This is a genomic window from Candidatus Alkanophaga liquidiphilum (assembly GCF_053996935.1).
The window spans coordinates 1-18,922 of sequence record NZ_JBMXYC010000004.1 but is presented as its reverse complement, the minus strand read 5'-3'; the positions used below and the strand labels follow the sequence as shown (position 1 = coordinate 18,922).

At 54.4% G+C, this 18,922-nt stretch carries 19 protein-coding genes and 1 pseudogene; 14 read left to right on the top strand and 6 right to left on the bottom strand.

The features are described 5' to 3' along the window. Positions 1 to 639, bottom strand: a 639-nt coding sequence (locus ACXJJA_RS00540; RefSeq protein WP_456486272.1) for a dihydroorotase, incomplete at its 3' end; no start/stop codon positions are given. A 53-nt stretch (positions 640 to 692) separates the two neighbouring features. On the opposite strand from ACXJJA_RS00540, the gene ACXJJA_RS00535 reads away from it, so the two are divergent. The 5 genes from ACXJJA_RS00535 (at position 693) to trpD (ending at position 6,552) form a co-directional block, all read left to right on the top strand. Further along, complete coding sequence (locus tag ACXJJA_RS00535) at positions 693 to 1,700, top strand: electron transfer flavoprotein subunit alpha/FixB family protein (protein WP_456486271.1); 1,008 nt, start codon at positions 693 to 695, stop codon at positions 1,698 to 1,700. Positions 1,701 to 1,937: 237 nt separating this feature from the next. Beyond that, positions 1,938 to 3,305 carry a TrpB-like pyridoxal phosphate-dependent enzyme gene (locus ACXJJA_RS00530; protein WP_456486270.1) on the top strand — a complete coding sequence of 456 codons (1,368 nt, stop codon included), beginning with the start codon at positions 1,938 to 1,940 and terminating at the stop codon, positions 3,303 to 3,305. 42 nt (positions 3,306 to 3,347) lie between these two features. Then, positions 3,348 to 4,907, top strand: coding sequence for an anthranilate synthase component I family protein (locus ACXJJA_RS00525; RefSeq protein WP_456486269.1), 1,560 nt, complete (start codon positions 3,348 to 3,350; stop codon positions 4,905 to 4,907). A gap of 10 nt (positions 4,908 to 4,917) precedes the next feature. Beyond that, positions 4,918 to 5,502, top strand: coding sequence for an anthranilate synthase component II (locus ACXJJA_RS00520; RefSeq protein WP_456486268.1), 585 nt, complete (start codon positions 4,918 to 4,920; stop codon positions 5,500 to 5,502). Positions 5,503 to 5,526: 24 nt separating this feature from the next. Next, positions 5,527 to 6,552 carry an anthranilate phosphoribosyltransferase gene (trpD, locus tag ACXJJA_RS00515; protein ID WP_456486267.1) on the top strand — a complete coding sequence of 342 codons (1,026 nt, stop codon included), beginning with the start codon at positions 5,527 to 5,529 and terminating at the stop codon, positions 6,550 to 6,552. A gap of 37 nt (positions 6,553 to 6,589) precedes the next feature. Here the strand turns inward: trpD and ACXJJA_RS00510 are convergent, their stop codons facing one another. Beyond that, positions 6,590 to 7,027: a hypothetical protein gene (locus ACXJJA_RS00510; RefSeq protein ID WP_456486266.1), complete on the bottom strand. Its 438-nt coding sequence runs from the start codon at positions 7,025 to 7,027 to the stop codon at positions 6,590 to 6,592. A 139-nt stretch (positions 7,028 to 7,166) separates the two neighbouring features. Here ACXJJA_RS00510 and ACXJJA_RS00505 point away from each other — a divergent pair, with 139 nt between their 5' ends. The 6 genes from ACXJJA_RS00505 to ACXJJA_RS00480 are packed head-to-tail and all read left to right on the top strand — an operon-like array spanning position 7,167 to position 11,225. Continuing rightward, positions 7,167 to 7,721: a MogA/MoaB family molybdenum cofactor biosynthesis protein gene (locus ACXJJA_RS00505; RefSeq protein WP_456486265.1), complete on the top strand. Its 555-nt coding sequence runs from the start codon at positions 7,167 to 7,169 to the stop codon at positions 7,719 to 7,721. A 1-nt stretch (position 7,722) separates the two neighbouring features. Continuing rightward, positions 7,723 to 8,922, top strand: coding sequence for a bifunctional glutamate N-acetyltransferase/amino-acid acetyltransferase ArgJ (gene argJ, locus ACXJJA_RS00500; protein WP_456486264.1), 1,200 nt, complete (start codon positions 7,723 to 7,725; stop codon positions 8,920 to 8,922). A gap of 23 nt (positions 8,923 to 8,945) precedes the next feature. Next, the gene (locus ACXJJA_RS00495; protein ID WP_456486263.1) at positions 8,946 to 9,497 is read left to right on the top strand and encodes a V4R domain-containing protein; all 552 of its coding nucleotides are present in this window, start codon (positions 8,946 to 8,948) and stop codon (positions 9,495 to 9,497) included. Positions 9,498 to 9,526: 29 nt separating this feature from the next. Next, positions 9,527 to 9,715 carry a CooT family nickel-binding protein gene (locus ACXJJA_RS00490; protein WP_456486262.1) on the top strand — a complete coding sequence of 63 codons (189 nt, stop codon included), beginning with the start codon at positions 9,527 to 9,529 and terminating at the stop codon, positions 9,713 to 9,715. Between the two features lie 8 nt (positions 9,716 to 9,723). After that, entirely contained in the window at positions 9,724 to 10,815 is a 1,092-nt protein-coding gene (locus ACXJJA_RS00485; RefSeq protein WP_456486261.1) for an acetoin utilization protein AcuC, read from the top strand. Next, a complete protein-coding gene (locus ACXJJA_RS00480; RefSeq protein ID WP_456486260.1) occupies positions 10,815 to 11,225 on the top strand; it encodes a hypothetical protein in 411 nt (136 codons plus the stop codon). Before ACXJJA_RS00485 ends, ACXJJA_RS00480 begins: the two co-directional genes overlap by 1 nt. Before the next feature lie 58 nt (positions 11,226 to 11,283). On the opposite strand, the pseudogene argS reads toward ACXJJA_RS00480, so the two are convergent. The 3 genes and pseudogenes from argS to ACXJJA_RS00465 form a co-directional block, all read right to left on the bottom strand. Then, positions 11,284 to 12,897 (bottom strand): annotated as a pseudogene (gene argS, locus ACXJJA_RS00475) (arginine--tRNA ligase); the annotation flags it as partial. Between the two features lie 157 nt (positions 12,898 to 13,054). Next, positions 13,055 to 14,524 carry a preprotein translocase subunit SecY gene (gene secY / locus ACXJJA_RS00470; RefSeq protein ID WP_456486259.1) on the bottom strand — a complete coding sequence of 490 codons (1,470 nt, stop codon included), beginning with the start codon at positions 14,522 to 14,524 and terminating at the stop codon, positions 13,055 to 13,057. Beyond that, entirely contained in the window at positions 14,517 to 14,942 is a 426-nt protein-coding gene (locus ACXJJA_RS00465) for an uL15m family ribosomal protein (RefSeq protein WP_456486258.1), read from the bottom strand. The genes secY and ACXJJA_RS00465 overlap by 8 nt, the downstream gene beginning before the upstream one ends. A 70-nt stretch (positions 14,943 to 15,012) precedes the next feature. On the opposite strand from ACXJJA_RS00465, the gene ACXJJA_RS00460 reads away from it, so the two are divergent. Next, entirely contained in the window at positions 15,013 to 15,567 is a 555-nt protein-coding gene (locus ACXJJA_RS00460) for a TATA-box-binding protein (protein ID WP_456486257.1), read from the top strand. A gap of 207 nt (positions 15,568 to 15,774) precedes the next feature. Here the strand turns inward: ACXJJA_RS00460 and ACXJJA_RS00455 are convergent, their stop codons facing one another. Continuing rightward, positions 15,775 to 17,673, bottom strand: a complete 1,899-nt coding sequence (locus ACXJJA_RS00455) for an aldehyde ferredoxin oxidoreductase family protein (protein WP_456486256.1) — start codon at positions 17,671 to 17,673, stop codon at positions 15,775 to 15,777. Between the two features lie 41 nt (positions 17,674 to 17,714). Here ACXJJA_RS00455 and ACXJJA_RS00450 point away from each other — a divergent pair, with 41 nt between their 5' ends. Then, on the top strand, positions 17,715 to 18,452 hold the full coding sequence (locus tag ACXJJA_RS00450; protein WP_456486255.1) for an endonuclease III domain-containing protein: 738 nt from the start codon (positions 17,715 to 17,717) through the stop codon (positions 18,450 to 18,452). Between the two features lie 46 nt (positions 18,453 to 18,498). Continuing rightward, the gene (locus ACXJJA_RS00445; protein ID WP_456486254.1) at positions 18,499 to 18,846 is read left to right on the top strand and encodes a hypothetical protein; all 348 of its coding nucleotides are present in this window, start codon (positions 18,499 to 18,501) and stop codon (positions 18,844 to 18,846) included. The last annotated feature ends 76 nt before the right edge of the window (positions 18,847 to 18,922 follow it).

Below are 18,922 nucleotides of genomic sequence, written 5' to 3'. Positions count from 1 at the left end.
TCTTAAAACCCTTTTCACAGCTTCAACGGCGCAGCGTTCGTCCCTTGCCAGGTGATAATCCTTAGGCTTGCCTTTCTTAAGCGATTTTAACGCTTTTTCTACGAGCGTAGCATCCTCTGCGTGCACCGCCGCCACGATTCCACGCCGAGCAAGGAGGTTAAATGCCCTCAAAAGGAATTCGTCGTCGGGGATTGGTAGCCCCTCGACGCCCGCGAGGTAAAACTTCACGGAAGGGACTTTTATGTGTAGCAATTCGTCTAAATGCAGGGCGCCGAAATGGAAGTGAAAGTCCACCAGCGACTTGCGGCTCGCAATTTTTATTTTCTCCTCGAGTAGCGTTTTCGTGGCGGTCGGCGGTTTTGTGTTTGGCATTTCCAAGACAGTCGTGACGCCGCCCGCTGCCGCTGCAGAAGAGCCGGTGAGCCAGTTTTCCTTATGCGTTAGTCCCGGCTCTCGAAAGTGCACATGCACGTCCACGACGCCATGCATCACGAGCTTCCCTTTGCAGTTTATCCGACGCTCGCATGGACGCTCCGTCACCGAAAACTCAGAAATCTTGCCGTCATCAACGTAAACGTTCGCCCGTAGGAGGAGGTCATGAAACACGACGATGCCGCCCTCAAAGCCGAGCTCGTGCATTTTTAAGTAGATTAAACGGAAAACTTTTAAGATTTCTGAAGCCAAGGGAACCTATGGACATCCTCATATTTGCGGAGCAGCGAGCTTCTAAAGTCACGGACGCCGTTCTTGGGCTCTTGGCTAAAGGCGGCGAACTTTCAAAGGAGTTTGACGGTAAGCTCCACGCCGCGCTCCTCGGCGATGCTGTCGGAAGCGCTGCGAACATGCTTTTCGAGCATGGCGCCGCCGTCGTCCACGTCGTGGAGCACCCCAAGTTACGGCTCTTCCAAAGCGACTTGTATGCATCTGCTCTTTACGAAATTGTGAGGAGAGCAAAACCAGGACTTGTGCTGTTTGCGGCGACGCTGCTCGGTAAGGACTTGGCGCCGAGGCTTGCGGCAAAGTTAAAAACTGGGCTCGTCTCGCATTGCGTAGATTTACGTGTCGAATTCGACGAAAACGGTAGGAAAAGGCTTGTGGAAGTAGTTCCGGGCTTCGGCGGGCTGCTCTTTGCGAAAAACGTCATCCTACGGATGCCGCAGATTGTAACAATGACTCCAGGCGTTTTAGGGAGGAGGCGTCAGGAAAAGGGGCGAAAAGGCGAGCTTGTGCGGCTAAGTTTGGAAGATTTGGGACTCGCCGGCTTTGAAAGTCGTGCGGAAACGTTGGAAGTCGTGGAAACCAAGGCGGTTGAGGCGAGCATTGAGAACGCAAACGTGGTAGTCGTAGGCGGCTACGGCGTCGGGGACGCCGAACGCTTTAAACTCGTCGAGGAACTTGCGGAGGCGTTGGGTGGCGTCGTCGGCGCCACGAGACCCTTGATTGATGCAGGGTTGGCGCCGAAGGAAAGAATGGTGGGACAGAGCGGGAAGACGATACGCCCGAAGCTCTACGTGGGCGTCGGCGTCTCGGGGGCGATGCAGCACGTCGTCGGCATCCTGAACTCCAAAGTCATCCTTGCGATTAATAAAGACGAAAACGCTCCCATTTTCGAGGTTTGCGACGTCGGTATCGTCGGACACGCCGAGGAAGTCGTCCCCAGACTTCTTGAAGAACTTAAAAGGCGGAAAGCGTCTAAATAGCTTTCTATTTAACAGCGAGCATGCTGAGGACGTTTGTGTCGAGCGCTCGAGTTACAAGGAGATTTACAATGCATATTTTCAGGTAAGACTTGCCGTTTGAAGTTATTTGCGTTATTTACGCCACCGTGGGAGCGATACTACCGCACGTCGCTGTGCGACGAGAGATGCAACGAAAGCAAAATACATATATATAACGTCGCACAACGCATGGACAAAAACGCTCAATGGTGCACAAAAATGGTGAAGAGAAAAAGGGTGGAGCTTGCCGAGGACGAATTGCCGAAAGCGTGGTATAACATTCAGGCAGACCTGCCCACGCCGTTAGACCCGCCGCTGAACCCGCAGACTCTGGAGCCTCTGATGCCTGAGGATTTAGAGCCAATTTTCCCGAAGGAGCTAATACGGCAGGAGGCGAGCACGGAGCGCTGGATTAAGATCCCGGAGGATGTGCTTGAGGTCTATCGAATGTGGAGACCGACGCCGCTTTATAGGGCGGAGCGCCTTGAGGAGTTCTTGAGGACACCAGCCCGCATCTATTACAAGTGGGAGGGCGTGTCGCCGCCGGGAAGCCACAAGCCGAACACTGCTGTCGCTCAAGCCTACTTCAACATGAAGGAGGGCGTCCAGCGCCTCACAACAGAGACCGGAGCAGGGCAGTGGGGTTCCGCACTTGCGTTCGGCTGCCAACTCTTCGGGCTTGACTGCACTGTCTACATGGTGCGTGTGAGCTACAACCAGAAACCGTATCGTCGCATCCTGATGGAAGTTTGGGGTGCAGAGTGCGTGCCGTCGCCGAGCGAGCGCACGGAGTTCGGCAGGAAGATTCTCGAGCAAGACCCAAACTCGCCGGGGAGCTTGGGGATTGCGATTAGCGAGGCAATTGAGGATGCGGTGAAGCACGACGATACGAAATACTCACTTGGCTCGGTTTTGAACCACGTGCTGCTGCATCAGACGGTCATCGGGCTGGAGCTGAAGAAGCAGTTCGAGATGCTCGATGAGTATCCGGACGTGATGTTCGGGTGCGTGGGCGGAGGCTCGAATTTTGCGGGCGCCTGTTTTCCGTTCATCGGCGACAAGCTTCAAGGAAAGCCAGAAGCAAGGGACTTAAGGGTAGTCTCCTGCGAGCCTAAGGCGTGCCCGACGCTCACTAAGGGCATTTACGCCTACGACCACGGCGACACCGCCTGTCTGACGCCGCTTTTGAAGATGTATACGCTCGGTCATGACTTCGTGCCACCGCCGATTCACGCCGGCGGTCTCCGGTATCACGGTGATGCCCCGCTGCTCTGCAAGCTGACGCACGACGGCTACATGGAGGCTGTCGCCTACCACCAGAACGAGGTCTTCGAGGCTGCTATGCTCTTCGCAAAGACTGAGGGCTTTGTGATTGCTCCTGAGACGGCGCACTGCGTGAGAGCGGCAATTGACGAGGCGTTGCGCTGCAAGGAGACGGGCGAGGAGAAGGTCATCTTCTTTGCAAACTCCGGACATGGACATTTCGACCTTGCCGCTTACGACGCATTCCTCAGGAAAAAGCTTGTGGACTACGAGTATCCGGAGGAAGAAATAAAGAGGCTAGCGGAGCGGCTGCCGAGGGTGTAAAACGGGTGGCGAAAGTAAGGTGGCTGAAACGGCGGACGTCATATGCCTAAAGTGCTCGTAACGCCGATTTTCATCGAAACTTCAGTGCAGGAAGACCCGATGGAGGTTTACAAGACGGTGCGTCGCCGCTACGGCAGGAAAAGCTACTTACTGGAGTCAAGGGAGGGAAGCGAGCGGCTCGCTCGCTATTCCTTCATCGGCTTCGCTCCTGCTGTCGAGCTTTGGGCGAAGGACTGCGAAGTCCGAATACGCACGAACGACGCTGCCCTAAAATGGCTGGAAGAGCTTTCTGGAGACTTTGAGAGCCCATTGGAGGCGTTACGTGAACTTTTCCGCAGGCTGGAACTGAACTTCGACGACGCCCGCCACGAGCTTCCGAGGTTCTTCGGGGGCTTCGTCGGCTACCTAAGCTATGACCTCGTCCGCTACTTTGAAAATATCAGCGACGACGCCAGCGATGAGCTTAAGGAGCCGGACTGCGAGCTCATACTTGCGAAACGCTACATCCTTTTTGACCATTTTTGCGGGAAAATGTATTTTCTGACGCTGGAGTTTTCGGAGGCTGAAAGCGGCGTTGACGCTCACGAAGCGTTACAAGGTGGGGCTTTAAGCTTTGCACTGGACACGTTGCGTGCGTTTTACGGCGAGCGGCGAGCGGCGACGAAACGACGGCATGAAGGACGGCGGCGGCAAGGGCGGGAAATGCGAGCGGAAACGAAAAACGTAAGGTCAAATTTCACGAAAGAAGACTTTGAGCGGGCGGTGGAGCGGGCAAAGCGTTACATCCACGACGGCGACATCTTCCAAGTCGTGCTCTCGCAACGCTTTTCGGCGGACTTCTACGGCGACCCGCTGCACGTTTACGAGCGACTTAGAACCCTTAATCCCTCACCTTACATGTATTTCCTGGACTTCGGCGGGCGTAAGGTTGCAGGCGCGAGCCCTGAGATGCTTCTACGGATTGAGGGTGCTTTAAGGCGGCTCACAACTTTTCCGATCGCGGGCACTCGTCCGAGGGGACAGGACGCCGATGAGGACAAGCGGCTTGAGGAGGAGATGCTGAGCGACGAGGAGGAGCGGGCGGAGCACGTTATGCTCGTTGATTTGGGGAGGAACGACATAGGGCGTGTTGCGAAGCCCGGAAGCGTCCGTGTGACGAGATTTATGGACGTTGAGAAGTATTCGCATGTGCAGCACATCGTCTCTGAGGTCGTAGGCGAGCTTGCCGACGGCTACGACGAATTCGATGCATTGGCGTCGGTCTTCCCAGCGGGCACAGTCACCGGAGCGCCAAAGGTGCGAGCGATGGAAATCATCGGAGAGCTGGAACCCACCCGTCGTGGGATTTACGCAGGGTGCGTCGGCTACTTCTCCCTAACTCGTAACCTTGACACCGCAATCACCATCAGGACCATAGTGTTTGAGAACTGCCGGCGGCGTGGCTCAGCGGAAAGCGGCAAAAGCGACAAAAACGGCGACGTTGTAACCGCAAAAGCTTACGTGCAGGCGGGAGCAGGCATAGTTGCGGATTCACAGCCTGAACGTGAGTATTACGAGACTGTGAGCAAGTGCATGGCGATGATGCGTGCCCTTGGTGTTTAGGGGTGCGGAAATGATTCTTGTGATTGACAACATAGATTCGTTCGTTTACAATCTCGTCCAATATGTAGGGGTTCTGGGCGAGCGGGCAGTGGTGCTGCGGAATACCGCAACGCTGAACGACGTCGGACGGGCGGCGGAACGCCACAAAATCACGCACATCATAATCTCGCCGGGACCGAAAACGCCGAGGGATGCCGGACTCTCCAACGACGTCATTCTTGAATATGGTATACGTCGTGAGCTTCCGACACTCGGCGTCTGCCTCGGACACCAGTGCATCGGCTACGTCCTCGGTGGACGCATAAGAAACGCACGAGCCCTGAAGCACGGCAAGACCTCGAAGATACGGCACGATGGCAGCACGCTTTTCAAGGGGGTCCCAAACCCCTTTGAGGCGACCCGCTACCACTCGCTCGTCGTGGACGACGAAAATCTCCCCGAAGGTCTTAAAGTGACTGCAAGAAGCGAGGACGACCTCGAAATCATGGGCTTGCAGCACGAAAGTCTGCCGATTTTCGGCGTGCAATTCCATCCTGAGTCCATTCTTACGAAGCACGGACTGAAAATCATCAGAAACTTTCTGGACGTGAGTTAGCCGTCGGTAGAATGGAGGGTGAAAATGCTGAGCGAGCTCGTGGCGAAGCTTGTGGAGTTTAAAGATTTGAGTAATGCGGAGGCAGAAAGGGCTATGGCGGCAATGATGAGTGGCGAAGCCTCCGACACCGAGATTTCAGCGTTCCTTGTAGCGTTACGCATGAAGGGAGAAACGGCGACGGAGATTTCGGCGTTTGCGAGGAAGATGCGAGAGTTCGCAATCCACATAAACCCGAAGGTCGAGACGCTCGTGGACGTCTGCGGGACCGGCGGCGACGCCGTCAACACCTTCAACATCTCCACGACTGCCATGTTCGTGGTCGCCTGCGAGGTGCCGGTCGCAAAGCACGGAAATCGCTCGGTCACGTCGAAATGCGGCAGCGCCGATGTCCTTGAGGAGTTAGGCGCTCGTCTCGACCTCCCTCCGAAGAAAATCGAAGAAAGCATCGAACGCATCGGCATCGGCTTTATGTTCGCCCCGCACTTCCACCCGGCGATGCGGAACGTCATGCCCGTCCGCCGAGCGCTGCGCATCAGAACCGTATTCAACATTCTCGGACCGCTGACGAACCCTGCAGGTGCGAAGTCGCAGCTCTGCGGCGTGTTCTCGCCCGAATTGACCGAAAAGATTGCAGAAGTCTTCAAGCTTCTTGGTGCTTATCGAGCGATGGTCGTGCACGGCGAGCCCGGACTCGACGAGCTTTCGACGCTCGGCAAGACGAAAATCTCAGAGCTGCGGGGCGGCGAAGTCAAAACGTATTACGTGCGTCCTGAGGACCTCGGCTTGAAGCTCACACGCGTGAAAGACATCGTCGGCGGCGACAGTGCTAAGAACGCTCACATTTTACGCAACGTGCTGAGCGGCAAGGAGGATGACGCCCGCACCGAAATCGTGGCGTTGAATGCCGCCGCCGCTTTTGTCGTCAGTGGCATCGCAGATCGCTTGGACGAGGGGTTGGAGCATGCGATGGAAATTTTAGAGAGCGGGCAAGGGGTGAAGAAGCTTGAAGAGTTCCTCGAATTTTCACGTCACGAGCGTTCAGTGAGTTAGGTTTGAAGCAACTAACCTCAAACGCCACTTTTTTCGGCTAACGTGGGAGAAGTGGGGGGTATTTCGTTTCAAACTCGCTCTTCTCCGCCCTTTTATAGCTGCTGGCGACACGATATTCCCGTTTGAACTTACTGCCCCTTCGCTCCAAGATGCCCTCGTTGTGAAGCCTCGTGAGGTATGTAGATATGGTGCTGAGCTTTATACTCGTCCCATACACCTCTTCATACTTTTGTTTCACGTCTGAAGTTGTGAACCAATCTTTCGGCGCCCGCTCGTCATATCTCAAAAAGAACTCAAGCCGCTCTTTTATCGTAAGCTCGTCAATGCTATAAGATACGGAGGGGGCATGCGACGAGAGCTCAGTATTCAAGAAGTGGACAACTTTCTCAATAGTTTTGCTCTTGGGCAGGCTGCCCTCGAGGTCAAGAGAAGTCTTCGTGCCGTCGTCATACGTGACCTCAACACGTATCTTCATCTGCACATCGCCACATGTGAATGTATAGATGAAAATAAGATACCACTTATATTTAAATGTTTCACCCCAAACGCAAACACAAAGGAATATTTCATGTGGAATTATGTTGTGAAGTTGTGAAGTCGATGTCTTTACTGATTTGAAAGGAGTAGTGATACTGATGAAAGCGAACGTCCCCGAACTGCACAAGAAAAACGCCAAGAAAAAGCTCAGATGCGCTATATTCACGGTCAGCACGTCGAAGTACGAGCGTAAGTTGCGAGGCGAGCCCGTGGACGACGTTTCTGGAAGCGTAGCGAGACGCCTCCTTGAGGAGAACGGACATGAGGTCGTGCTCTACGATCTGCTCCCTGACGACCTTGATGAAATACGAAAGGGCGTCGAGAGCTCCATCCAAGCGGCGGACGTAGATTTTATTGTGACGATGGGCGGCACCGGCTTGACCAAGAGGGACGTGACCGTCGAAGCGGTCTCGCCGCTCTTCGAAAAGGAGCTGCCGGGCTTCGGCGAGCTTTTTCGGTTGAAAAGCTATGAGCAGGTGGGCACCGCCACCGTTCTGAGCAGAGCGGTGGCGGGCGTCGCCGCTGGAAAGGCAATATTTTGCTTACCGGGCTCGCCGGACGCCGTCCGCCTCGCACTCTCTGAAATCATTATCCCCGAAGTGCCGCACATCGTAAAGCATGCGAGGGAGTAGCATGAGGCTCAAAATCGAGAAGGGTGAAGGGGGCGTTTGTGCCGTCGGTGGCGTGCGTGCTTACGGCGTCAAAGAGGGTAAGAATGGCTTAGCTTTAATCGTCGGCGACTTGAAGGAAAATGCGAGCGCTGTTGGCGTCTTCACCATGAACAAAGTGAAGGCTGCTCCCGTGCAGCTCACGCAGACACGTCTTGAACAGAGCGGCAGGCTCGCTGCCATCGTCGCAAACAGTGGCTGTGCCAATTCTTTCACGGGTGAAGAGGGCTTGAAAAACGCAGAACGCATGACAGAGCTCGCAGCTTACCGCCTTGGCGTTCTTGAAAGCGAAGTAGGCGTCGCCTCCACCGGCATCATCGGAAAACCACTGGACATGCCGCTCATCGAGCGACAAATCGAGGAAGTCTCCGAGAAGCTAACGAGCAGCAGGGAGGGTAGTGCCGCTGCCGCTCGTGCGATTATGACGACCGATACCTTCTCGAAGGAGGTGGCGGTCGGCATTCACAGCGAAGGAACGGAGCTCCGAATCGGCGGCATCGCAAAAGGCGCCGGCATGATTTTCCCACACCTCGCCACGATGCTCGCTTTCATTTGGACCGACGCCCAACTAAACAGACATGAACTGAAAGCCTGCTTGAAACGAGCGGTGGATCGTTCCTTTAACATGATAGTCGTAGACGGGGACATGAGCACGAACGATACCGTGCTCCTCGCAGCAACCGGCGCTAAAGAGGCAGATGCCGAGGCTTTCCAGCAGGGCTTGAGCTACGTCTGTGAGACGCTTGCGAAGATGATTGCGAGGGACGGTGAGGGCGCTACTAAGTTCGTGGAAGTCCGTGTTGAGGGAGCAGCGTCTTACGACGACGCAAGAAAAGCAGCGAGAGCCGTCGCGCGCTCGCCGCTCGTCAAATGCTCAATATACGGCGAAAGCCCGAACTTCGGCAGAATCGTGGCGGCAGTCGGCGCCGCTGGCGTGGAACTCAACGAATCTCAACTTTCGGTAGTTTTTGAAGATATTGGCGGAAGATTCGGCGGCGTGCGGCTCGTTAGTGGCGGGCGGCTTGTTGCTGCTAACCTAAATGATGCCAAGAGAGTTTTGCAGACAAAAGAGCTTAGAATCGTCGTGAGCCTCGGCGTCGGCACGCATACGGCGACTGCATGGGGTTGCGACCTTTCTCCCGAGTATGTAAAGTTAAACCTTTAACTGGAAAAATTGAACATTGAATCATGAAAAAGGAAAGCGTGACCTACGAAGGCGTTCTTGACGAGATCCGGGGGGTTCTGGAGAAGAATTGGCAGGAAGGCTTTGAAAGGTGGTTAAGTTGCGTCCTTGACTTGGAAAAAACCATAGAAGATGTAATCCCTTACGACGCAAAGTGGAAGCTCCCTGACACTTTGCTCTACGAAACGGGCTTCAAATCAGGACGGCGGGTCTGTAGCTGGCTTTTTGGACGTTTTGGGCTTACGGACAAGAGCATAAAGGAGCGAACTCTCTACACCGACGCCTTTTTCTCACTCAGCGGCGTCGGCGAAATAGAATTTTTGAAGCGAGATGGCGAGCGTGTCTTACGGTTCAAAGGCGGGACGTATTTCGCAAGAGAACGGGGACGTGTCGGCAAGCCTGTCTGCCATTACATCGCGGGGTTCATTGCCGGCGCCACTTGCTGCTTCACCGGTAAGGAATACGTTGTTGAGGAGGTGAAGTGCGTCGCAGCCGGCGACGAGCACTGCGAGTTCGTCGTGCGGGAGAAAAAAGGGGAGTCGGCGACGACACAATGATTTTAAGTTTTTCATGCCAATAAGAGAGTATGTGCGAGTCGAGCGTGTTTCTGGAGCGGGACGGCGTCAGGGAGTTGGTTATGGAGGAGGCTGTGCAAATCCTTGTTGAGGGCTCAAACGTACGCATCGTCGGACTTCTCGGCGAGCAACGGGAGATATGTGGCAGGATCAAGGAAGTAAACCTGACTAAGCACCAGATAATCATTGCAGCCGAATAGTGGTCAAAATGTCAGGCGTTACTGCCTTCATTTACAGCGATGAATATCTGAAATATAATTTTGGACCGTTCCACCCGTTCAGACCCGACAGAGAAAAGAAAACTTTAGAACTGCTCAGGAAGCTCGGCGTGATTAATGGTATCAGCACGAGGGTTTACGAGCCGAAAGTGGCGACTGAGGAGGAATTAACGCTCGTGCACGACCCCGAATACATCTATTTCGTGAGGGAGAAGAGCGAGCAGGGCTACGGGCTCCTCGATTACGGCGACACGCCCGCCACAAGGGGCATCTACGAGGGCGCTGCAGCACGCGCCGGTGGTTCGCTCCTCGGCGCAGACCTGATAATGCGGGGCGAGGTTGCTCACGCTTTTAACCCCGGCGGCGGGCTGCATCATGCACGACGGAGCAGCGCTGCGGGTTTCTGCGTGTTTAACGATGTGGCGCTCGCCGCCCGCCACCTCCAGCGGAAATATGGGCTGGAAAGGGTCGCCATCGTGGACGTTGATGGGCATCACGGCGACGGCACGCAGGAAATCTTTAACAGAGAGAAAATCCTGACAATTTCATTCCACAGATACGGTTTTTTCTTCTACCCCGGCACCGGCGGCGTGGATGAAATCGGCGACGGCGAGGGCTACGGCTACGCCGTGAACGTCCCGCTGCCCGCAGGCACGAACCCCGCATCCTACCTCTACGCCTTCAAGGAAATCGTGCCGCCGCTCCTGCAAAGCTACGAGCCGCAAATAATCCTGCATCAGTTCGGCGTGGACTCGCACTACGAAGACCCGCTCGTCGGACTTTCGCTCACGACTGCCGCTTACAAAGCAATTGCAGAGACTATGCACAGACTCGCTCATGAGCTTTGCGACGGTCGCTACCTAATCTTCGGTGGTGGTGGCTACGCCCCTGAAAACGTCGCCCGTTGCTGGGCAGTGGTTTTCATCACCGTCGCTGAAAAAATGCCTGAAAGTCTAGAAGAATACCTGAAGCTGTTCGACCGCGGGGAGACTGAGGTCAAGGGCGAGGTTTCAAGGGATATTGAAGCCATAGTCAGAAGAGTTAAAGAGAAAGTGTTCCCGCTGCACGGCGTCGAGCTTTGATGAAGGTCGTGAGCAAAGTTGTAAAGGAGCCGGTCGAAGGCGGAGGCTCACGTTTACGATTGAAATTCTACTTGGACTGCGAGGCGAGCTACGTGCACCGCTGCGACGGCTGCGAAAATCACTGCAAGATAGATGCTGTCGTGCTGAGGGACGGCGCTGTCATCCCAAAAGCGTCTTTGGTGGAAAGAGTAGAAACAAAGCTTCACAACTTCGGAGTAAGCGTGAGCGTCGCCGAAAACTGCCTTTTCGAAATTGTTTTAGAGCCTGAAATTGTAAATGCAAAAGTGATGGAAGTTGCGGAGAGGGCTGCAAAGGCTGCCAAAGACGAAATAGATGTTATTGTGAGCGTGCTTAAGGAGCTTGAGGCTGTAAGCGGCGTCACGCTGCTCTCGCCGAGGCATCATAAATAACCATATATTTACTGTAAGAGCGAAAAAAAAGCCACATCAAGCCCGTTATGCCATCGTCTCACATCTCCTCCGGCGCCTCCATGCCGAGCAAGCGGAGCGTATCCTTCAGCACGAGCTTCGTGCAGTATACGAGGTTGAGCCGTGCGTCCCTGAGCAGCGGCTCGGCGTTCAGCACCGGGCAGTCCCTATAAAACCTGTTAAAGGTTTCAGCGACTACTCTGCCGTATTTCGCTAAATGGTGCGGCTTCAGCTCCCGCACGACCTTCTCAACGACGTAATCGAGCTTTGAAAGCTCCCTGATGAGCGCCCGCTCGCTCTCCATTGAGAGTAGCGTTGCGTCAAAATCGGGCGGCAAGAAGTCACCGTCAGAGCGCTGCACGTAGCCGTTTTCCGCCGCAAGCCGCAGAATGCTCGAAGCTCGTGCATGCGCATATTGGATGAACGGCGCGCCTCGCTTCTCCATGTCGAGCGCCTGCTCGAAATCGAAGACCATGGGTTTCTCCGGCGAGACCTTTGCGATGTCGTAGCGAATGGCGCCGACGCCGATGATTCTCGCAACCCGCCGCTTCTGCTCCTCGCTGAAGTCGGGACGCCTCTTCTCAACCTCATCAAGCGCCGCCGCTTCCACTTTATCCAAAAGCTCATCAACGGCGACAAACTTTCCGGCTCTCGTAGACATCGAGCCTGTGGGTAGCGAGACAAACTCGAAAATCACGACTTCGGGCGGCGGCACGCCTAAAATCTCTAAAGCTCTCGCCAACTGCTTCGACACGAGTTCGTGGTCTTTGCCGAGCACGTCAATCATTCGATCGCCGAGCTTCGCCTTCCAAATGTGGTAGGCAAGGTCTCTCGTGGAGTAGAGCGTGGTGCCATCGCTCCGCTGCAAAACAAGGTCCTTCTCAAACCCCTCAAGCTTTAAAACAAGCGCTCCACCCTTTTCAACGACCTCAGCACGCTCACGCAACGCCTTTAATACCCGCCGCACGTCGCCATTTCGCACGAACTCGCTTTCCCAAACGAAGCGGTCATGCTTGATGCCCAGCTGCGTAAGCGTCTCCCTCGCCCCGGAGAGGCTTTTCTCCACGACTTCCCTGTATTTCTTCACAACCTCGGGGTCGCCCGCCTCGTAACGCCGCATTAAATCCTCAGCCTCCCGCCGAAACCCCTCGCTTTCCTCCAGCGCACGGCTCGCCCGCACGTAGGCTTCGACAACGGCGTGGTCGCCCTTCTTCGTGGCGTCGAGCCCGAAACGGTCCGCTCCTAAAACGGCGACGGCAACCTGCCGCCCCATATCGTTCACATAATACTGCGTCTCGACTTCATAGCCCGCCTTCCTTAGAACTCTTGCAAGCACGTCACCGATGGTCGCATTCCGCAGGTGCCCGACGTGCAATGGTCCGTCGGGGTTTGCGGAGGTATGCTCCAAGATTATTTTACCTCTAAGCCCCAAGCTGCCGAAATCGCAACCTTCCTCCTTTATCCTCCTCAGAGTCTCTTGGAAGAAATTTTCACCGGCGTAGAAATTTATGTAAGGACCGACCGCCCGCACCTCTGAGATGAGCTTACTTTCAAGCACGGCGTCGGCGGCGTGCTCCACGAGCCTCGCTGCTGCGTCCTTCGGTGGCATTTTCAGCATTGATGCCAAGCAGCACGCAAGCGATGAAGCGACGTCGGCGTGCTCTGATTCCTACAAAAGTAAGCTTTCAGGCAACTTCTACCACTCTAAATCCTCCACTAATCCGCTCTTGCTCAGCGAATCTCTCAGTGCTGCCTCCGCTTCTTGTTTCAATTTGAGAAACATTTCTCTATCCCTAATTGTCCATAATAAGCTATTCCTCGCCGAGGAACTTGCGGAGCGCCGGATACATTTCCATGACTTGTTCGGAAGCCATCTGCTCGTAAAGCCCGTAGGCGATGCTGACTGCTAGCAGGAGACCGGTGCCCGTCGTTCTCCCAAGCGTGCCGAGCATGTTTGCGAAGACGCAGAGCGCCCCCAGGATCGCACCACCCAAAATCGCAATCCTCGGTATGTATCTCTCCATCAGTCGCTCTATCGCGGCAGGATTCCGCCGGTAACCCGGAATCTGCAAGCCTGCATCGTATATCTGCCTCGCTATGTCCTTTGGTCCCATGCCCGTGGTGGTAATCCAAAAGAGTGCAAATATTGCGCCGCCAACGACCATGAAACCCATGTCGGTCAGGAGGCGGAGGGCGACCTGCCAGCTCTCGATGTTCGGATATGCTACTCTAACGAGTGTCGGGAACCAATCGTAGGGGCTATTTATGGGGTCGAGGTAGTACATGAGTCCTGAGACCGCCCGCCCTTCTTCAAAAGTTCCAAGAAGGGTAACGCCCTTTGCGTATAGGAGCCTGCCGAAGCCCTGAATCGAAGCTTGGAGCGCCCGCACGAGAATCATTGGCAGGACGCTGGCATAAAGAAGCTTCACCGGGAAGCGCCCTCTTGCGCCACGGACGAGCGAGTGTGCGAGCGGAATCTCGATGCGGGTGCTCTCAATGTAAACGACGATGAGGAATATCACGATGGTCGTTATGAGTGCAATGAGCCCGTGCTCGAAGAAGAAGGTGATGCCACCGCCCAGAATTTCGTAGAGGCTGAGCTGTCTCGAAATCTGAATCCAGCGGGGGATTACGCCGACTGCCAACCCCGTCTGGTCGGGCACCCAGTTTATGAGTCCGGTGACGACCTGCTGCGAGACTCCTGCGAGAATGAAGAGCCCGACGCCGCTTCCGATACCCCATTTCGAGACGACTTCGTCCATGAAGTAGATGAGAATACCCCCGATGCAGACTTGGACGAACAGCAGCAAAGATATGAAGCGCAATGAAACGCCGAGCCGCTCTGCAATCGTCGGATCTGGTAAATAATAGCCGACGACGTAAGTCAAGCCCATGAGGATTGTAAAAAACACGACAAGCAACTTTTGTAAACCTTGGTAAAACGCTTGGTCGTCGGGGTCACTCAAGTCCAATCTTAGAATTTGGGCGCCGACGAGCAGTTGCAGCACGATGGAAGCGTCGACGATGGGCACGATGCCAAGTGCCATGAGCGAGAAGGACTCGCCTGCGAATATTGCTCTGAACCTGCCAAAAAGCTCTCTTGACTCCGGCGACAGCCCGAAAAGCGGAACGTTGCACAACGCAAAATACAAAAGAAGGATGCCAACCGTCCACCAGAGCTTCGTGCGGAAATGGACGTGATATGTCGGGCGCTCCACCATCGGAAATCTGTTCAAGAGGGGCGTGAGCACGTCCCTAAGCCGAAGGCCTTCTTCACTCATGCTCAGTCACCAGCTCGCCGCCTAACTCTTCTATCTTCGCCTTCGCACGCTCCGAGAACTCAGAGACGCTCACGACGAGCTTCTTGCGCACGCTGCCGCCACCAAGCAGCTTGTCGACACCGAGCCTCGTGAGGTCGATGAAAATTGCGTCGCCCCGCCGCTCAGCTTTGCCCTCCGCAATTAAGCGTTCAGCAAACTCGTCAAGCTCGCCGACGTTCACTGCAGTCTTCTCGTAGCGATATGGCGGCGTAAAACCTCTCTTCCCCTTCTCTCGCCCCTCGAGCAGCGCCTTTATGTAATGGTGCTTGCAGATGCCGGCGTTGCCACGCCCGCCACGGCTGCCACCGCCCCTGTGCCTTTTGGCGCCGCCACCGCACGTTCTTGAACCACGTATTTTTTTAATTTTCTTCTTCGGCACCTGACACACCCCACCTGCTTGTGCCGCTGGTATAACCCCTTTTATATATTCTTTATAAAAAGACAATTGTATGAGCGAGATACCTCCCATAAAGATAGAGAACGTCGTGGCGAATGCGAAACTCGCTGACGAATTCGACCTAAAATATATAGAATCAAAGCTTGAAGGTGCGAAATTCACGAAGAAGAAGTTCCCCGGGCTCGTTTACAGAGTCAAAGAGCCGAGAGCTGCATTCTTAATTTTCCGCTCCGGGAAGGTTGTCTGCACCGGCTCTAAGAGCATCGAGGACGTCCGCAAGGTCATAGATAAAATAGCTGAGGACTTCCGTAGCATCGGAATCGAAGTCGAAGAGCACCCGAAGTTCAACGTTCAGAACATCGTCGCCTCCACAGACCTCAACACCGAGTTGAACTTGAGCGCCATTGTTACAGGGCTCGGGCTTGAGGGCATGGAATACGAGCCTGAGGTCTTCCCCGGTCTTGTTTACAGGATAGATGAGCCCAAGGTCGCAATATTGATATTCAGCTCCGGAAAGTTGGTAATCACCGGCGGGAAGACCAAAGAAGACTGCGAAAAGGCGGTCGAAATCTTAGTAAACGAGCTGCGGCAGCTTGATCTCATTTAGAGTTTTGTGCTAAGGGCAGTCGCTAGCGCCTCGTCGGGACTGATAAGCCTCTCGTGATGTAGTCAAGCTTTCGTCGGAATGGTCAGGACGAGAGCGCTGGGAGACCAATGAGAACTATGTTTGAACCTCTGCTTAGACGCCGCATAGCCCACCTGTACTTCTTGCAGGAGACTTCGGGCAGAGAAGAGAAATGCCCACGAAGAAAACTCACTTCTCTTGTCGCCCCTCTCTAAGCTCCTTAATAGCAGCAGCAACGTCCTCAAGCCCGCACTGCACCAAAGTCTCCTCCATGGGAATGCCGTTCTCGTCCCAGCCCCGCAACTCGTAATAAAGGTTCAGCGCCTCCTCGTAAGCCCGTTTGTCGAGCTTTGCGCCGTCGTGCGGGCCGCCACGCAACGATTCCTCGAAAACACGCTCCGGCGGGTAGTCGTCGCGGCGACGCACGCCCAGCAGCACGCTTATGCTCCTCGTTAGGTTGTAAACCATCTTAGAACGCTTCAGAAGCTCTTCCAAAGAGGTTTCGACGCCTGTTGCCGCGGTATAGGCTTCCGCATAAAGCTTCTCATCCATGCCAAGCTCAATCCAAGGAAGGCGGCAGACGCCGAGCATATCGAAGAGCGGGCGCACCGTCTGGTGGTAGATGACAAGGTGAACCTTCTCCTCGACGCCCCACTCGGCGCCGACCTCCAGCTCCTTGGCGATGGGCCACGCCCTATTATGATGCGCTCCGATGTCGCATGTTGCATATGCGAGCGCCATGCAGAGCGAGACATGGGCGTCGTAGCCTGTCTGCTCCAGAAACTTCACGTGCGAAATCAGGCGTCGCATCTCGCCCCACTTCCGAAGCACGCCGTAAGCGCCTTCAGCGAGGACATCACCGATGCTTTCCCGCCTCGCAATCATCTCTAAAAGCTCCAAAATCCTGTCGCAGTCGCCCCATCGCAACTCGAAACCCAAATCTTCTTTCTTCACGATGCCCGCCTCGTAAGCTTCGGTTAGCGCTGCTATCAAGTTTCCGGCGGTTATCGTGTCTATGCCGAGGTCATCGCACAGATAATTGGCTCGGACGATGCAGGAGAAGTCATCGACGCCAAGGTTCGGACCGAACATGCACGCTGTTTCATATTCAGGACCCTCAACGACCGTCCCTGCATATTTACCTTCTTTTACGAGACAAATGTTCCCGCAGCACATCGAACATGCAAAGCAGGCGGAATCGCCGATTTTATAACGACGCTCCATGATCTCGCCATTGATGTCGTCCGCCCGGCCGAAGACGCCGTGGCGGTAGTTGTAGGTGGGGAGGACGCCCATCGTGTTGATGTAATCCACGACGGACATCAGTCCTTGGCGTTGCCAAAGGTCGAAAAGGAAATGCTGCCGCAGGTATTCGTAACCCTTATTGCTGACGCTAATAAACGCTTCCGAGTCGTGGACAGGAATGTCCTTGGAGCCCTGAACCGCAATGGCTTTAAGCTTCTTAGCGCCGAGGACGGCACCCATGCCGGTGCGACCTGCGTTCCGCCCCCACTCTGTGGTGACGCAAGCGAACCTCACGAGGTTCTCGCCAGCAGGTCCGATGCACGCAACACGCACGCTCTCGTCGCCTATTTCCTCTTTTATGCGACGCTCGGTCTCCATGCAGCCTTTCCCCTCGTATGCTGATGCGTCCCTTATCTCAACTACGTCGTCGTTGATGTAAACGTATTTTAGGGAGCGGGCTGCGCCCCTTATAACAATGGCGTCGTAGCCTGCCTGCTTGAGCTCGACGCCGAACATCCCCCCGAAGTTCGAATCCGCATAAATGCCGGTCGCAGGCGATATCGAGACGAGCGACGTCTTCCCCGCCGCTGGGAAGTAAAGACCGGTCAGCGGACCCGTGGCGACTATCAGCACGTTCTCCGGGCTTAAAGCTACGTCCATGAATCTAAAACGGTCAAACGCACGTATTTTGTCGAAAAGGATATCGTAAAGCATCCTTGCGCCCCAACCACGCCCCCCAACATATTTTACCGCAAAATCTTTTTTAACCTCCCTTTCTTTTACTAAGTCAGCACTCAAATCTATTTCCAAGATTTTTCCCACATAGCCGCCACTTGTTTTCATACTCCTACCCCAATTTATTTTTCGCTATATAAAATAAGCTGATGCGTGAGAAGGTTAAAAAGCTTTATGAGCTTCTAAAGGCGGAATACGGGCGTAAAGAGTGCCCAAGAGCCGACACGCTCGAAGTTCTAATTGAGACTATTCTCTCGCAAAACACCAGTCATAAGAATTATACTCGAGCGTATGCGAATCTTCGAAGGCGGTTTCCGACGTGGGAAGCCGTGCTGGTGGCAGAGGTATGGGAAATAGCCGATGCGATACGGATAGGCGGGTTGGCTGAGCTGAAAGCCAAACGGATAAAGAAGACGCTTCAAAGGATAAAGGAGGAAACAGGCGAGTTTAGTCTCAACTTTTTGGGGGGTTTCGATGCTGATGAGGCAAAGAGATTCCTCATGAGTCTTGAGGGCGTAGGTCCGAAGACGGCAGCGTGCGTGCTCTGCTTCTCTCTTGGCAAGCCAGTTTTCCCCGTGGATACGCATATTTTCAGGATTTGCAGGAGGTTGGGCTTGGTGAAAGCAGAGAGGCGGGATGAAAGGAGCGTGGAGGCGTTGTCGAAAATTTTTGAGGAGCTGGCGGCGAGCGGTGCGTTTAAAGATTTTGATTTTAAAGGCAATGTCGCAGATGTGTTATACACGTTGCATGTAAATTTGATAGAACATGGACGGAGGGTCTGCGTAGCGAAGAAGCCTAAATGTGAGGCGTGCGTGCTGAATACCTTGTGCGAGTTTAGAGGGCGTGGCGATTTAAAGAAAGAGGTGGCTCGCAACGGGAAGAAATAGCTTCGTCGCTCCTTCTTAAGCGTCGAAGAAATGGGGGAGGGAGAACATGAAAAGCTCGATGCTCTGTATTGGGCTTTGTCGTCCTCTTAGCGCTTACAGCGAAAAAATCAATGCGGGCACGCCGCCGCATCTAACAATCCGCTCCAAGAACGGCTCCGCAAACTGCATCGTTCAGGCAGCAAATCCAAACGACTACGTCTTCGAAATTTCCGTCGATTACGTGAAAGTCTCTGACTTCTCTCCCGAAAATGCAAGTTATGGCATTTCCAAGACGGAAATCTACCTTAAGGCGGACCATTACAGCATCCGGAACAACATCTGCAAGAACAACGACCACACGGCATTTACAAGATTTCGGCGAGAAAGCTTATGGTTTGAACCGAATCGCCGTTAGGTTTATATATTGTTTGCAATTTTGTTATTAGCGAGGCTGCGGGTATATCCTGCAGTCAGGGGCTGCGGTGAGCCAG

What these genes read in the sequence shown, in the direction of transcription:
- ACXJJA_RS00535 (WP_456486271.1), top strand. Translation starts at nt 693, where the DNA reads ATGGACATCCTCATATTTGCGGAGCAGCGAGCTTCTAAAGTCACGGAC.
- ACXJJA_RS00530 (WP_456486270.1), top strand. Translation starts at nt 1,938, where the DNA reads ATGGTGAAGAGAAAAAGGGTGGAGCTTGCCGAGGACGAATTGCCGAAA.
- ACXJJA_RS00525 (WP_456486269.1), top strand. Translation starts at nt 3,348, where the DNA reads ATGCCTAAAGTGCTCGTAACGCCGATTTTCATCGAAACTTCAGTGCAG.
- ACXJJA_RS00520 (WP_456486268.1), top strand. Translation starts at nt 4,918, where the DNA reads ATGATTCTTGTGATTGACAACATAGATTCGTTCGTTTACAATCTCGTC.
- trpD (WP_456486267.1), top strand. Translation starts at nt 5,527, where the DNA reads ATGCTGAGCGAGCTCGTGGCGAAGCTTGTGGAGTTTAAAGATTTGAGT.
- ACXJJA_RS00510 (WP_456486266.1), bottom strand. Translation starts at nt 7,027, where the DNA reads ATGAAGATACGTGTTGAGGTCACGTATGACGACGGCACGAAGACTTCT.
- argJ (WP_456486264.1), top strand. Translation starts at nt 7,723, where the DNA reads ATGAGGCTCAAAATCGAGAAGGGTGAAGGGGGCGTTTGTGCCGTCGGT.
- ACXJJA_RS00495 (WP_456486263.1), top strand. Translation starts at nt 8,946, where the DNA reads ATGAAAAAGGAAAGCGTGACCTACGAAGGCGTTCTTGACGAGATCCGG.
- ACXJJA_RS00490 (WP_456486262.1), top strand. Translation starts at nt 9,527, where the DNA reads ATGTGCGAGTCGAGCGTGTTTCTGGAGCGGGACGGCGTCAGGGAGTTG.
- ACXJJA_RS00485 (WP_456486261.1), top strand. Translation starts at nt 9,724, where the DNA reads ATGTCAGGCGTTACTGCCTTCATTTACAGCGATGAATATCTGAAATAT.
- ACXJJA_RS00480 (WP_456486260.1), top strand. Translation starts at nt 10,815, where the DNA reads ATGAAGGTCGTGAGCAAAGTTGTAAAGGAGCCGGTCGAAGGCGGAGGC.
- secY (WP_456486259.1), bottom strand. Translation starts at nt 14,524, where the DNA reads ATGAGTGAAGAAGGCCTTCGGCTTAGGGACGTGCTCACGCCCCTCTTG.
- ACXJJA_RS00460 (WP_456486257.1), top strand. Translation starts at nt 15,013, where the DNA reads ATGAGCGAGATACCTCCCATAAAGATAGAGAACGTCGTGGCGAATGCG.
- ACXJJA_RS00455 (WP_456486256.1), bottom strand. Translation starts at nt 17,673, where the DNA reads ATGAAAACAAGTGGCGGCTATGTGGGAAAAATCTTGGAAATAGATTTG.
- ACXJJA_RS00450 (WP_456486255.1), top strand. Translation starts at nt 17,715, where the DNA reads ATGCGTGAGAAGGTTAAAAAGCTTTATGAGCTTCTAAAGGCGGAATAC.
- ACXJJA_RS00445 (WP_456486254.1), top strand. Translation starts at nt 18,499, where the DNA reads ATGAAAAGCTCGATGCTCTGTATTGGGCTTTGTCGTCCTCTTAGCGCT.